The organism is Nonomuraea sp. NPDC004186, assembly GCF_053603495.1.
This window is the reverse complement of record NZ_JBSGFQ010000213.1, coordinates 1-12,416: the sequence shown is the minus strand read 5'-3', so window position 1 is coordinate 12,416 and position 12,416 is coordinate 1. Positions and strand designations below refer to the sequence as shown.

10 protein-coding genes are annotated in these 12,416 nt (G+C 73.6%); 4 read left to right on the top strand and 6 right to left on the bottom strand.

The genetic code is table 11. From position 1 onward, the window contains the following. The first annotated feature begins 170 nt into the window (after positions 1-170). A complete protein-coding gene (locus ACWEPL_RS63300; RefSeq protein ID WP_452442539.1) occupies positions 171-1,175 on the top strand; it encodes a hypothetical protein in 1,005 nt (334 codons plus the stop codon). Between the two features lie 21 nt (positions 1,176-1,196). On the opposite strand, the gene ACWEPL_RS63295 is transcribed toward ACWEPL_RS63300, so the two are convergent. From ACWEPL_RS63295 to ACWEPL_RS63285, 3 genes are read right to left on the bottom strand one after another with little or no spacing between them, the layout of a single operon-like run. After that, entirely contained in the window at positions 1,197-2,036 is an 840-nt protein-coding gene (locus ACWEPL_RS63295; RefSeq protein ID WP_452442537.1) for an NAD(P)H-binding protein, read from the bottom strand. Between the two features lie 15 nt (positions 2,037-2,051). Then, positions 2,052-2,678: a TetR family transcriptional regulator gene (locus tag ACWEPL_RS63290; protein WP_452442535.1), complete on the bottom strand. Its 627-nt coding sequence runs from the start codon at positions 2,676-2,678 to the stop codon at positions 2,052-2,054. Between the two features lie 41 nt (positions 2,679-2,719). Next, complete coding sequence (locus ACWEPL_RS63285; RefSeq protein WP_452442533.1) at positions 2,720-3,874, bottom strand: FAD-dependent oxidoreductase; 1,155 nt, start codon at positions 3,872-3,874, stop codon at positions 2,720-2,722. Positions 3,875-3,954: 80 nt separating this feature from the next. Here ACWEPL_RS63285 and ACWEPL_RS63280 point away from each other — a divergent pair, with 80 nt between their 5' ends. After that, the gene (locus ACWEPL_RS63280) at positions 3,955-4,497 is read left to right on the top strand and encodes a TetR/AcrR family transcriptional regulator C-terminal domain-containing protein (protein WP_363962709.1); all 543 of its coding nucleotides are present in this window, start codon (positions 3,955-3,957) and stop codon (positions 4,495-4,497) included. Here the strand turns inward: ACWEPL_RS63280 and ACWEPL_RS63275 are convergent. Further along, positions 4,494-5,522, bottom strand: a complete 1,029-nt coding sequence (locus ACWEPL_RS63275) for an alpha/beta hydrolase (RefSeq protein WP_363962710.1) — start codon at positions 5,520-5,522, stop codon at positions 4,494-4,496. The two genes, ACWEPL_RS63280 and ACWEPL_RS63275, sit on opposite strands and share 4 nt — an antisense overlap. 11 nt (positions 5,523-5,533) lie before the next feature. Beyond that, entirely contained in the window at positions 5,534-6,748 is a 1,215-nt protein-coding gene (locus ACWEPL_RS63270) for an amidohydrolase family protein (protein ID WP_452442530.1), read from the bottom strand. Between the two features lie 97 nt (positions 6,749-6,845). Between ACWEPL_RS63270 and ACWEPL_RS63265 the strand changes: the two genes are divergently transcribed. Beyond that, the gene (locus ACWEPL_RS63265; protein ID WP_350729830.1) at positions 6,846-7,289 is read left to right on the top strand and encodes an SRPBCC family protein; all 444 of its coding nucleotides are present in this window, start codon (positions 6,846-6,848) and stop codon (positions 7,287-7,289) included. A 3-nt stretch (positions 7,290-7,292) separates the two neighbouring features. Here ACWEPL_RS63265 and ACWEPL_RS63260 read toward each other — a convergent pair whose 3' ends face one another. Then, the gene (locus ACWEPL_RS63260; RefSeq protein ID WP_452442528.1) at positions 7,293-10,448 is read right to left on the bottom strand and encodes a BTAD domain-containing putative transcriptional regulator; all 3,156 of its coding nucleotides are present in this window, start codon (positions 10,446-10,448) and stop codon (positions 7,293-7,295) included. An 89-nt stretch (positions 10,449-10,537) separates the two neighbouring features. Here ACWEPL_RS63260 and ACWEPL_RS63255 point away from each other — a divergent pair, with 89 nt between their 5' ends. Beyond that, positions 10,538-12,034: an MFS transporter gene (locus ACWEPL_RS63255; RefSeq protein WP_363962713.1), complete on the top strand. Its 1,497-nt coding sequence runs from the start codon at positions 10,538-10,540 to the stop codon at positions 12,032-12,034. The last annotated feature ends 382 nt before the right edge of the window (positions 12,035-12,416 follow it).

Below are 12,416 nucleotides of genomic sequence, written 5' to 3'. Positions count from 1 at the left end.
GAGGAAGACGCCGGCCGCGACGAGCACGCAGGCGGCGGCGGACATGAACGTGCGGTGCAGGCTCCGCCGGCGGCGCGCGGAGAACGGCGACAGACTGATGAAAGCGTGGCGAAAGACCCTCGCGCCAAACTGTGTGGGTGCATGGCTTATGGCCGATATCGCGTATCGCCTTGGTGTCGCTCGGGGGCTTCACGCTGGGAGCGCTCGTGGCGTCCGGCGTGCTCGCGGTCCAGGCCGCCGGCGTCGCCGACGCGGAGTCTCGCGCCACGGCGCGGGCCTCGGCCACGGTGCAGTACATCGACTTCGACGACCAGGGCAATCCGGAGATGTTCTACCTGGACTGGTCCGACGGCAGGAACAGCCATCAGACGATGATCCAGGCCGACTCCGAACATTTCGTGCGGGGCTCGGTGCTGACCATCCGCTACGACCCGGCCGAGCCCGGCGGTCTGGTGTTCCCCGCCGGCCATGAGGACGTGCCCCCTCCCGGGGACATGCTCAGGCGAGCTCCGTTCGTCGTCGCGGGCGTCTACGGGCTCGGGCTCGTCCTGGTGCTGGCCCGGTTCCTGCTCAACCGGCACGCGGCGTCGGCGGCCGAGGTGCGGTGGCAGGTCCGGCCGCTGATCCTGGAGTACAGGACGAAGGGGGTCCGCTGGTTCAGCCCGTACCTGAAGCTCGTCCCCGAGCGCGGGGCGAGGCCGTACTACCAGCGGGTCCACTGGGATCCCGCCGTCGACGAGCGGGCGGAGGGACTGAAGGCGCAGGTGCGGATCGGGGGAGGGCCGTTCAGGCGAGCGGTCGTGATCACCGGGGACGGCACGCGGCTGTGGCCGGCGGGGCGGCTCCGGCGGCGCACGCCCCGGGGCTGGGAGGAGTCCGACAGGCCGTTGGGGAGACCGTACTGGCACGGGCCGGGCTGGGTGCTGGTCGCGTCGATCACGGGGGTGACCGCCGCCGGGCTGCTCCGGCTCGACGCGCTGCTCTACCTGGTGCCGGTCCTGGCCCTGCTCGTGGGGCTGATCTGCCTCATGTGGGGCTGGTACGGAGGCCGGCCCCTGTACCGCTCACCCGGGTACGCGCCGGGAGTCGAGCCCAGGCCCGGGCCGCCGCAGAACCCGCGCGGATCGAGCCCCCGACGCGGCCGCAGGAAGAAGACGCCCCCGCAGAACAGGTGAAGACGCCGGCCGCACCCGCGCTCAGCGGAAGTCGTCCGCGTGGTCGACGGCCCATTCGGCGAACGTGCGCGCCGGGCGGCCGGTCACCTTCTCCACCGCCGTCGAGGTCTGCGCGGGTATGCCGTCGCGGGCCGCCCACTGCTTCATGATCACCTCGACGCCGACCGCCGGCGTCGTCCGGCCCATCTCCTCCCGCGCCTGCGCCTCCGACACCACCTCGACGGCGATCGGACGCCCGATCGCCTCCCCGATGTGCTCGACCTGCCGCCGCAACGTGAGCGACTCCACCCCGTACACGGTGTACGCCCGCCGCTCGTGCCCGGACTCGGTCAGCGCCGTCACCGCGAGCGCCGCCAGGTCCTTCTCGTGGATGGGGGCGGTCTCGGCCTCCGGGTACGGCAGCCGCACCACGCCCCCGCCCCGGATCGCCGCCTGCCACCACCACAGCGTGTTCGTCGCGAACATCCCCGGCCGGATGAACGTCCAGTCCAGCCCCGAGCCCTCCACGGCCGTCTCGACGACCTGGTGGTGCACGGCGATCGGGTTGTGTTCGGAGCCCTCGATCACGACCGCCGCCGACGACAGCAGCACCACCTGCCGCACCCCGGCCGCCCTGGCCGCCTCGACGAAGCCCGCGACACCGTCCGGTTTGGCGTACACGAACACCTTCGTGGCGCCCTCCAGCGCGGCGGGCAACGTCTCAGGAAGGTCCAGATCGGCCGCCACGACCTCCGCGGAAGCGGGCAGGCCGCCCTTTTCCGGGTCCCTGCTCGTCACCCGCACCCGTTCGCCGGCCGCCAGCAGACCGGCGGCGACATGGCGCCCCACACTGCCCCGAGCCCCGAAGACCACCATCACCATCGCCGCAGAACCTCCCTAATCCTCGGCCTGGCCGAGAAGCCTGACCAGCTCACCGTGCAGGCGGCGGCGCACCTCGGGCGAGAGCGGTTCGTCGCCGAAGATGTCCCGGACGAACTGCGGCATCGTGATCGGCGCGAACACCACCGCATAGGCGACCAGCAGCGCGAACGCCGGATCGACCCGATCGGTGACCTCCCCGGCCTCCTGCCGCCCGCGCATCCGCTCCAGCGACTCGGCCATCCGGGCGCGTTGCGCCTGCGCGAACCGCTGTCCCTCCTCGGCGTCGGCGAACGGGCAGTCGCCCAGCGCCTGCCACACCACCAGCCGCGCCCATTCCGGGTCGTCGAGCGTGCGCTCCAGCTGGGCCCCGACCGACTCCGCGAACGAGGCGGACGAGGCGTCGGACGCGGACTCGTCCGCCTGCCGGCGCCGCCGCAGCTCCTCCAGCAGCCCCTGCTTGCCGCCGAAGTAGTAGGAGATCAGCTGCTGGTTGACGCCGGCGCGGGCGGCGATCCCGGCGGTGCGCGCGCCGGAATATCCCTTCTCGCCGAACTCGCTCACGGCGGCCCGCAGGATCCGCTCCCGCGTCAGCTCCGCCGCCTTGCCGCGCTCCTCAGGGCGCGGCGCCCTCCGTGCCGCCATGTGCAAGGACGGTAGAGCATCAATCGTTTGGTTGACAAGTGTCACCTGGATGGTTGAGAGCCCGCCGGGACGAACCGCTTCATGGCCTCCTTGCCGTGCTCCACCGCCGCGTTCCCGCGTTCCAGCAGGTCGGCCTGGTATTCGGTCAGCGCCGACCGGAGGTCCCGCTCGCCCCGATGGACCTCGGCCAGCCGGTCGCCCAGCCGCCGGGCGTCCTGGATGGCGGTGTTCGCGCCGTTGCCGCCGCTGGCCGGCGTCAGGTGGGCGGCGTCGCCGAGGAGCGTGATCCGGCCCGCCGGCCACGCGGGCACGGGACGGTCGTAGACCTTGGCGGGGCCCGCGGCGCTCATGTCCGCCGAGCGCACGAGCTCCCGCAGGTCGGGGTGCCAGCCGTCGATGAGCTCCAGGACGAGCTCGCGGGCGTCCACCAGGGTCTGCCGCGACGCCGGGTGCTCCGGGGGCACGAGCAGCACCCACCGCACGTAGCTGTCCCGGTGGGGCAGGTCCAGCCCGGGTACGAGCTCCGCGGCGGCCTCCGAGGGCTCCCTGGCGAACCGCATGCGGCCCAGCATCAGCGTGATCCCCGGGCCCTTGACCATGGTGCCCCGGCCCGGCACCAGCTCCGCGAAGCGTTCGGTGATCGGCGTGCGGCCCATCGCGCCGCACAGGCCGGCATCGACGTGGCCCACCTCGGGGGCCACGTGGCGGCGGACCACCGAGTTGCCGCCGTCGGCGCCGGCCAGCACGCCGCCCGTGGCCTGGGTGCCGTCGGCGAAGCGGGCCGTCACCGTCTCGCCGGTCTCGGCGACCCCGGTCAGGCGTTTGCCGTGCGTGACGCGGTCGCCGAGACCGCCGAGCAGGATCCGCCGCAGCACCTGACGATCGACCGCCCGGGTCTCGTCCGGCGGTCCCGGCAGGTCGCTGCTGAGCAGCGTGAGCCGCTCGTCGAACAGCAGCCCGGGGCCGTCCAGGTCGCCGCTGGTCGCCTCCGCCAGCGCGTACAGCCGCTCCGGCAGGCAGGCGCGCAGCTCCGCCCACCCGAGCGGCGCCAGCCCGATCCGGTAGCCCTGGAAACGATCGCCGCTGCCGTCGTCGGCCTCGTACACGTGTACGTCGATCCCCGCGCGCACCAGCGCGTGCGCGAGGGCCAGCCCGCCGAGGCCCGCCCCGATCACCAGAACCCGTTGTCCGCTCATGCCGTCCTCCCTGTCCGACGTGAACAACGTTCACGTGTACATTGTTCACATTGGCGGAGCCGTACTGTCAAGGAGGTCTCATGGGGGAGCGGCGCGACCAGGTCCTGCGGGCGGCGATCGAGTTGCTCGACGAGGTCGGCCTGGACGGGCTGACCATGCGCCGCCTGGCCGGCCGGCTCGGGGTGCAGGCAGGCGCGCTGTACCGGCATTACCCCAGCAAACAGGCGCTGCTGGACGCGATGGTCGCGCACCTGGTCACCCCGCAGGACGGCCCCGCACCGCCGCTCGACGGCCCCTGGGACGAGCAGTTGCGGATCGTCGCGATCGGCATCCGCGAGCTCATGCTGGCCCACCGGGACGGGGCCCGCCTCATGGCGACGTTCCAGCACGCGGGGGACGAGGCCGTGGCCGGCTTCCACGCGCTCGTCGCGGCCCTGGCCGCGGCGGGCATCCCCGCGGACAGGGCCGCCGTGGCCGTGGACACCGTCATGGCCTACGTGAACGGCTACACGGTCGAGGAGCAGGCCAGGAAGGCCGAGACCTGGCCCCGGGAGCAGCGCGACGCGGCCTTCCGCGCCGGGCTGGAGCTGATCCTCGCCGGCGTGCGCAGCCTGCGGACCTAGGGGGTCAGACGGCGGGACAACCAGGCGAGGGCGAGCGGGTAGCGGTACTCGATGGCGCCGTGGCCGGCGTCGAAGAGCTCGAAATAGACGTTCTCGTCCTTGACGCCCGCCGCCTCCAGCGCCCGCCGGAACGCCACCGCCCCGAAGTCCAGGAAGTACTCGTCCTTGCTCCCGGCGTCCACCCAGATCGCCCGCATCGAGCGCAGGGCCTCGGCGTGCCGCGGGGCCATCAGCACGGGATCCCAGGACAGCCAGCGCTCCCACACCTCCGGCACGACGGCGCCGGTGTCGTCGAAGGGCACGCGTACGGTCCCGTCGGGGTCCGCGGAGTAGGCGGCCGCGTACGCGTACATCTCCAGCAGCTCCAGGTCCCCTTCCTTGGTCCCGGCCAGGCGGCCGCGGAAGTCGGCGAGGAACGTGTCGTACGAGCCGTCGTACATGTCCCGCAGCCTGCGCGCCACCTCGGGGAACGACCCGCGCGAGCACACCTCGAACAACGCGTCGCCGGCGTGCGTGGCCAGCGCGCCGAACACGTCGGGCGCCAGCATCGCGGTGACCATGGCCCCGTAGCCGCCGCTCGACTTGCCGGTGACCGCCCGGTGGTCGCGGTCGGCGATCGTGCGGTAGCGGGCGTCCACCCACGGCACGACCTCGTCCCGCAGGTAGGAGTGGTAGCGCCCGGTGCCGGGGGAGTCGAGGAACTGGCTGCCGCCGAGCGAGGTCCACGCGTCCACGTACACGACGATCGCGGGCAGGGCCTCCCCGGAGGCGAAGGCGGCGTCCGCGAGCTCCGGGTACGGCTGCCGGAACGGAGCCCGGTTCAGCCACATGGCGACGTGGCCGGTGTAGCCGAGCAGCACGTAGATCGAGGGGTAGCGACGGGAGGGATCGTCGTCGTACCCGGGCGGGACGTACACCATGATCGGGCGCTCGTGCGGATCCCCCAGGGGGTTGCCGCGCAGCAGGGCGCTGTCGATGACGGCGTGGTCGAGACGGCCGGCCAGCTCGGCGGACCAGGGCAGCATGAAGAATCCTCTCAGCCGACGGACGAGGTCACCGTGTCGATGCCCGTCTGCGTGACGGAACGACCGGAGATCAGGACGAGTGTGAGATCGCGCAGGTCTGCCAGGCGTTCGAGCGGATCGCCCTTGACCGCGATCAGGTCGGCCCGCTTGCCCGCCTCCAGGCTGCCGGTCACCCCGCCCACCCCGCAGGCGTCGGCGGCGCGCACGGTGGCCATCTCGATGATCTCCGCGTGCCCGAATCCGGCCTCCGCGAACACCTCCAGGCCGGCGACGTACCCGTCGGTCTCGTTGGCGATGCCGCCGTTGGTGAACCCGGCGTCGGTGCCCGCGACGAGCCGGATCCCGGCCTCCCGCATGGCGGCCACCGCGTTCAGCCAGGCGTCGATCATCTCGGGCCCGTAGGTCTCGCGCATCCGCCAGAACACGCCGTGCACGGTGGGGCACACGTACGTGCCGCTCGCCGCGACGAGGTCGGCCAGCTCGGCGTCGTAGTCGTGCCCCGACGGGCCGAAGAACGTGCAGTGCTCCAGCGTCGTGACGCCCGCCTCGATGGAGCTGCGGATGGAGGCGTGCGCGTGGGCGTGGGCGGCGACGCCCTTGCCGCGCGACGCGGCCTCCTCCACGACGACCCTGAGCTGCTCGGTGCCGTACTGCGGGACCCAGCTCGGCGGCGCGCCCGGCGTCATCAGGCCGCCGGAGGCCATCACCTTCAGGCAGTCGGCGCCCGCCCGGAGGTTCTCCCTGGCGACGCGGCGGATGGCGGGCTCGTCGTCGGCCTCGCCGCCCATGTACCAGCAGTGGCCGCCGGTGATCGTGATGGGCCTGGTGGCGGCCACGATGTGCGGGCCGACCGTGAGGCCCTCCTCGATCGCGTCGCGCAGGGCCAGGTCGAGGAAGCCGCGCGAGCCCAGGTCGCGGGCGGTGGTGACGCCGGCGGAGACGAGCTTGCGCGCGTTCTCGGCCATGCGTAACAGCAGGTGGTGGTCGCTCTCGGCGCTGCGCCGGGTCACCGGGTCCACCTTCGCGTCGAACCCCAGGTGGACGTGCGCGTCGATCAGCCCGGGCAGCACCGTGTGGCCCGGCAGGTCGAGGACCTCGGCGGCCTCGCCCCCGCTGCCGCGCGGCCCCACGGAGACGATCCGGTCGCCGTCGACGAGGACCTCGCCGTCGGCGATCACCTCTCCGGGCCGGCCGGTGAGCACTCTGGCGGCGCGAATGATCCTCATACCGCCAGCCTGCCACGCGCCTTAAGGCGACGAGAAGGAGATCTGAAGCGCGCCCTGCGACCTTTGAGCCATCGAACGAACCGGAAAGGACACGACAATGACCCAGACCGCCGAATACGAGATCAACCGCCTCTTCGACGCCCCCCGCGAGCTGGTGTGGGCCGCCTGGACCGAGCCGGAGCGCTTCTCGCAGTGGTTCGGGCCGCGGATGCTCAGCACGCCGGTCGGCCGGATCACCCTGGACACCCGCCCCGGCGGCGTCTGGCGGGCCACGCTGGTGGGCGAGGAGGGGTTCGAGGCGACGCTGGACGGCACCTACCGCGAGGTGACGGAGCCGGAGCGGCTGGTGTTCACCACGGGCGACCCGGACAACCCGGGCGAGGGGCCGGCGTCGGTCGTCACGATCGACTTCACCGAGGCGGACGGCAAGACGGGGATGCGCTTCCACCAGTACGGCGTCAACACCGACCCCGCGCACGCCGAGCAGGCCAAGGCGGGCTGGATCGAGTTCTTCGACCGCCTGGCCGAGTACCTTGCCTAGCCCTCAGAGCAGGTCGGCCGTCTCGTCGAGCTTGCGGGTGGCGCCCTCCCGGTACGCGGCCGCGAAGGCCTCCTCGCCGAGCGCCTCGCGTACCCGCGCCGCCGCCCGCTCGACGTCGGCCCGTTCGGCCGCCCCCGCCGGGGTCTGGTTCTGCTCCCTGGCCGCGGCCGCCAGCCCCAGCAGCACGGCCGCCTTCTCGGTCGGCCCGGCGGCCGAGGCCGCGCCCTCCACGGCGAACGCCATCGTCCTGACGTCGCCCATCCTGTGGGCCGCGGCCAGCGCCTCCACGTGCAGCTCCATGGCCGCGGCCGGGTCCCCGCGCAGCTCCGTGAGGTAGCCCAGCTCGATCAGCGTGTCCGGCACGTACAAGGGGGGCTCGACGTCCGCGCCGCGCGGCACCCCTTCGAGCAGCCGGCGCAGATGCGTCTCGGCCAGGTCCAGCCGCCCGGCCCGGCGCGCGGCGAAGGCGAGGCCCATCTCACCCATGATCGCGCCCTCCATGTAGCCCTGGCTCTGCGCCAGCTTCATGGCCCGCTCGCAGAACTCAATGGAGCGGTCATAGTCGCCGGTCTGCATCGCGATCCAGCCCAGCCAGGCGATGCGCGTGGAGACCTCCGGCCACAGCCCCAGGTCCTCGGCCATCCGCAGCCCTTCGCCGAACAGCCGGGTGGCCCGCTCCGCGTCGGTCGCCATCTCGGCCAGCGACGCCAGCCAGGCCGTGGCCTGCAGCAGCCCCCACCGGTCGCCCAGCTCGGTGAACAGCCGCGCGCTCTCCTCGCCGGTCCGTTCGAGCGCCTGGATGTCCCGCGTCGTGAACGCGTCCCTGGCCTGCCTGGCGAGCGCCGCCGCGACGCCCCACCGGTCGCCGGTCTCCCTGAACGTGGGCAGCGCCCGGCCCACCAGCTCCTGCCCCGTCGGCATGTCCTTGACGTGCATGCTCACGAACAGCTCGGCCCTGGCCCGTTCGCCCGGGTCCTCGACCGCCGCCAGCACGGGCTCCCAGTCGACCTCCTCGCCCAGTATGAGCGCGAACCCGGCTTCCCAGGCCGCCGCCCGCGCCCGGACCGGGGAGGCGGCCCCATCGACGGACAGGGCCGCCGCCAGCGACCGCCGGCCCTCGGCCAGCCGGCCGCGCAGGAACCAGTACCAGGCCAGCGCGTTCACCAGCCGGGCCGCGCTGCCGGCGTCCTTGCCGGCGACCGCCGTGTCGAGCGCCGCCCGCAGGTTGGCGGCCTCCGCGTCGAGGCGCAGCAGCCAGTCCCGCTGGTCGTGCCCGTACAGCTCCGGCTCGGCCTGTACGGCCAGCGCCAGGTAGTGGCGCAGGTGCGCGAGGCGTACCCGGTCGAGCTCGCCCGCGTCGGACAGCTTGGCCCGGCAGTACTCCGACACCGACTCCAGCAGCCGGTACCGGACACCGGCGGGGGCCTCGACGACGACCACGAGCGAGCGGTCGACCAGGCGCGCCAGCAGGTCCAGCACGTCGAGCTCGGCGGCGTCGCAGACGGATTCGGCGGCCTCCAGCGTGCAGCCGTCGGCGTGCACGGCGAGGCGGCGCAGGACGCGGCGCTCGTCGTCGGACAGCAGGTCCCAGCTCCAGTCGATCACCGCGGTGAGTGTCTGCTGCCGGGCCGGCGCGCCCCGCTGCCCCGAGGCCAGCAGCTTGAACCGGTCGTCCAGCCTGGCCACCACGCCCTGGACGCCCAGCGCCCGCACCCGGGTCGCGGCCAGCTCCAGCGCCAGCGGGATGCCGTCGAGCCGCTGGCAGAGCTGCGCCACGGCCGCCGCGTTGCGCGCGTCGAGCGCGAACCCGCGGGCGGAGGCCGCGGCCCTGGTCACGAACAGCCTGACCGCGTCCGAACGCGCCATGACCGCCAGATCGGCGCTGCCCGGCACGTCGAGCGGCGGCACGCTCCACAGCACCTCGCCGGCCACGGCCAGCGGCTCCCTGCTCGTGGCCAGGATCCGCAGGTCGGGGCAGGCCCGCAGGAGCGCCTCGGCCAGCTCGGCGACCTGCTCGACCACGTGCTCGCAGTTGTCCAGGACCAGCAGCATCCGCCTGGCCCTGAGCGCCGCGCCGAGCTGCCGCTCCAGCGTCCGGTCCCCCTGGGAGGCCGGCTCCCCGGCGGGCGCGCCGGCGTCCTCGCGGATGTCCAGGGCGGCCAGCACGGCCTCGGCGGGGGACCGGGACGCCTGGTCGAGCGCGACCAGCCAGGCCCCGTCCGCGAACCCGTCCACCAGCCGGTTCGCGGCCTCCAGCGCCAGCCGGGTCTTGCCGACCCCGCCGCTGCCGGTGAGCGTCACCAGCCGTTCGTCGCCGACCAGCGCGCACACCTCGGCCAGCGCCTCGTCCCGGCCGATGAGCTTGCTGACGGAGGCGGGCAGGTTCGTGACGGGGCGGTCGGCGGGCACGCTCAGGGCCGGGTCCTGCCCGAGTATCGCCTGGTGCAGGGCGACCAGCTCGGGTCCCGGGTCCAGGCCGAGCTCGTCGGCCAGCCGGTCCCGCAGCTCGCCGTACGAGGCCAGCGCCTCGCTCTGGCGTCCCGCGCGGTAGAGGGCCCGCATGTGGACGGCGCGCAGGCGTTCCCTGAGCGGATGCCTGGCCACCAGATCGCCCAGCTCGCCCACCAGCAGGCCGTGCTCGCCCAGCTCCAGCCGCGCCTCGGCGTGCTGCTCCAGCGCGGACAGCCGCTGCTCCTCCAGGCGCAGGATGGCCGACCTGGTGTACTCCTCGTCGGCGAAGTCGGCGTACGCCGGCCCCCGCCACAGCGCCAGCGCGTCGGCCAGCAGCCCCGCCCTGGTCCGCGGGCTGTCGGTGGCCTCCGCCCGGGCCAGCAGGCCGGCGAAGCGCGCCGCGTCCACGGCCCCGGCCTCGTGGCGCAGCAGGTAGCCGGGGGCGCGGGAGACGACGAGGTTCTTGCCGCCGGGCTCGGCGTCCTCGAACGCCTTGCGCAGCTGCGAGACGCGCACCTGCAGCGCCCCGGCCGGATTGCCCGGCGGCTCCGCGCCCCACAGGTCGTCGACCAGCCGGTCCACGGACACGGGATGGCCCTCGTGGACGAGCAGGTCCACGAGCAGCGCCCGTACCTTGAGCCCGGGAACCGTGACGCTCTCGCCGGCATCCGTCCACACGGCCAGCGGACCCAGCACCCCAAAACGCATGACCGTCACCTTATGCGCGGCCTTAAGTCCACGAAAAGAACATCGGAAGCCCCTTACAGCACTGTGAAGACAACTGAAAGGGGAACGAGATGAACACCACCACACTCGAGGGCACACTTCCCGGCACCCGCGCGGGCCGCCGGGAATGGACCGGGCTGGCCGTCCTGGCCTCCGTGGCCCTGCTGCTCTCGGTCGACGTCAGCGTGCTCTACCTGGCGCTGCCGCACCTCAGCACCGGCCTCGGGGCGAGCGCTCCGCAGCAGCTCTGGATCATGGACATCTACAGCTTCATGCTGGCCGGGTTCCTGGTCACCATGGGGACGCTGGGCGACCGGATCGGGCGGCGCCGGCTGCTGATGATCGGGGCGACGGCGTTCGGCGCGGCCTCGGTGGTGGCCGCGTACTCGGTGAGCGCCGAGATGCTGATCGTGGCCCGGGCGCTGCTCGGCATCGCGGGGGCGACGCTGATGCCGTCGTCGATGGCGCTGATCAGGAACATGTTCCAGGACGCCAAGCAGATGGGGACCGCGATCGGGCTCTGGTTCGGCTGCTTCATGCTGGGCATGGCGGCCGGGCCGATCGTGGGCGGGCTGCTGCTCGAGCACTTCTGGTGGGGGGCGGCCTTCCTGATGGGGGTGCCGTTCATGGTGGCGCTGCTGGTGGCCGGCCGGACGCTGCTGCCCGAGTACCGCGACCCGAACGCGGGCCGGCTCGATCTCGCCAGCGTCGCGCTGTCGCTCGCGACCATCCTGCCGGTCGTGTACGGGCTCAAGGAGATCGCGAGGAGCGGCTGGCACCCGGTGCCCGTGGCGGCGGTCGTGGCCGGGGCGGCGTTCGCCGTGGTGTTCGTACGGCGGCAGCGCCGGCTCGCCGACCCCCTGCTCGACCTGCGCCTGTTCGGCAACCGGGCCTTCGCGACCACGCTCGGGACCATGCTGCTCGGCGGCGTCGTGATGGCCGGGACGACGCTGATGACCACCCAGTACCTGCAGACCGTCGAGGCCAAGTCCCCGCTGGAGGCGGGTCTCTGGCTCGTGCCGCAGAACCTCGCCATGATCGTCGCGCTGACGCTGGCCCCCGCCCTCGCCCGCCGCGTCGGCACCGCGTACGTGATGGCCGGCGGATTCGCCGTGGGCGCGGTCGGGCTGTTCCTGCACACGCAGGTGCCGAGCGCCGGCGGCACCGGGCTGGTCGTGACCGGGCTCGTCCTGGCCTCCGCGGGCATCGCGCTGCCGATGGGCGTGGGCAACGGCGTCATCATGACGGCCGCGCCGGCGGAGAAGGCCGGCTCCGCGGCCTCGCTGTCGGAGACGGGCGGCGAGTTCGGCGTCGCGGTGGGCGTGGCCGCGCTGGGCAGCCTCGGCAGCGCCGTCTACCGCGGGCAGCTCCCCGAGCACCTGCCGGTGGAGGCGGTCCGCGAGAGCATCACCGCCGCGGTGATCGCCGCCAAGGACCAGCCCGACCTGCTGGACCTGGCGCGGGCCGCGTTCACCACGGGGCTCAACACGGTGGCGCTGGTCAGCGCGATCACCTTCATCGGCCTGGCCGCCCTCACGCTCGCCATCCTCAGGCGCCACGCGGCATGACCCCCTGTACCGCGACTCACGCCGGACCGGCCTCCGAGGCCCGTCCGGCGTCGTCGCGTTCCACGGTTTCCCGGCGACGGGCGACCAGGAGCAGCACGGCCGGCACCACCGCGAGCACGAACGGCGACGAACCCCACCACCAGCGCCCCGATCAGCCCCAGCGGCACCGCGAAGCTCCCCCAGACCAGCCAGAACGCCCCCACACCGGGCGCGAGCCGCCACAGGTCCTCCGGCCCCGGCGGGAAGAACCACATGCGCGACGGTCCGTGACAGCGGCGGCGGGGGCGGGGGGGGGGCGGGGCCCCGCCGCCCCCCGCCCCGCCCGCGGGCCGCCGCTCTGGCCCGGGCCCCCGCGGAGACCCTCCCCCCCCCCCCGGGACCA